Consider the following 917-nt stretch of genomic DNA (forward strand, 5'->3'; position numbering starts at 1 on the left):
GTCGTGCATAATGTTAATGTAAAAGATCTTGCGAATGAACAACAAAACAAAAATGGAGTTCTTGAAGCAAATCGCGGGACAATTTATGATCAAAACGGTAAAGTATTAGTCCAAGACTCAACAACATATCGCATCGTTGTAAACTTAAAAGGAAAAGATAAATTAAAAGATAAAGAAGATACTGCACAACGTTTAGCAGATGAGCTTGAAGTTGATAAAGAGGAGATCATGAAAAATTTTCATGAAGGACGTACGCAAGTTGAAATTGGTAAAATTGGTCGGAATTTATCTAGAGAAGTGAAGGAACAAATAAAAAAATTAAAAATACCAGGGGTGTCATTTACGACAGAAAAAGCTAGAGTATATCCAAACGAAGACTTTGCATCATATATCCTAGGTTTTGCTAGACCAGATGAAAAAGGAAATGCAGAAGGTAAGTTTGGACTCGAACAAAGTCTTGATAAATATTTGCGCTCTACAAATGGTAATGTCGCATATGTAGGCTCTCGAAGTGGAATCCCGCTTACAAATGATATAGGAAAAGTAGAACCTGCTAAAAATGGAAATAACGTATATCTTACGCTTGATAAACAAATTAATAGTTTTTTAGAAGATGCGATGAACAAAGCGGAGCAACACTATGATCCTTCTATGTTAGTAGGAATCATTGCAGATCCAAAAACAGGTAAGATTTTAGCAATGTCTAGTAAGCCTAGTTATAATCCTAACAAAGGAGACATTGAATATTTTTTAAACGATCCAATTGCGAACGCATTCGAACCAGGGTCTACAATGAAAGTTTTTACATTAGCTGCTGCAATTAATGAAGGTGTATATAACGGGAAAGAATATTTCCAATCAGGAAAATACACAGTTGGTTCAGCAGAAATTAAAGATCATAATGGCGGATATGGATG

Annotated in this window: 1 protein-coding gene; it reads left to right on the top strand. The window is 34.5% G+C overall.

What is annotated here, in order from left to right:
• The coding region (locus AC1DTM_RS28965) for a penicillin-binding transpeptidase domain-containing protein (protein WP_477001540.1) at positions 1-917 on the top strand (917 nt) is incomplete at both ends.

This window comes from Bacillus sp. P4_D3 (assembly GCF_056401855.1).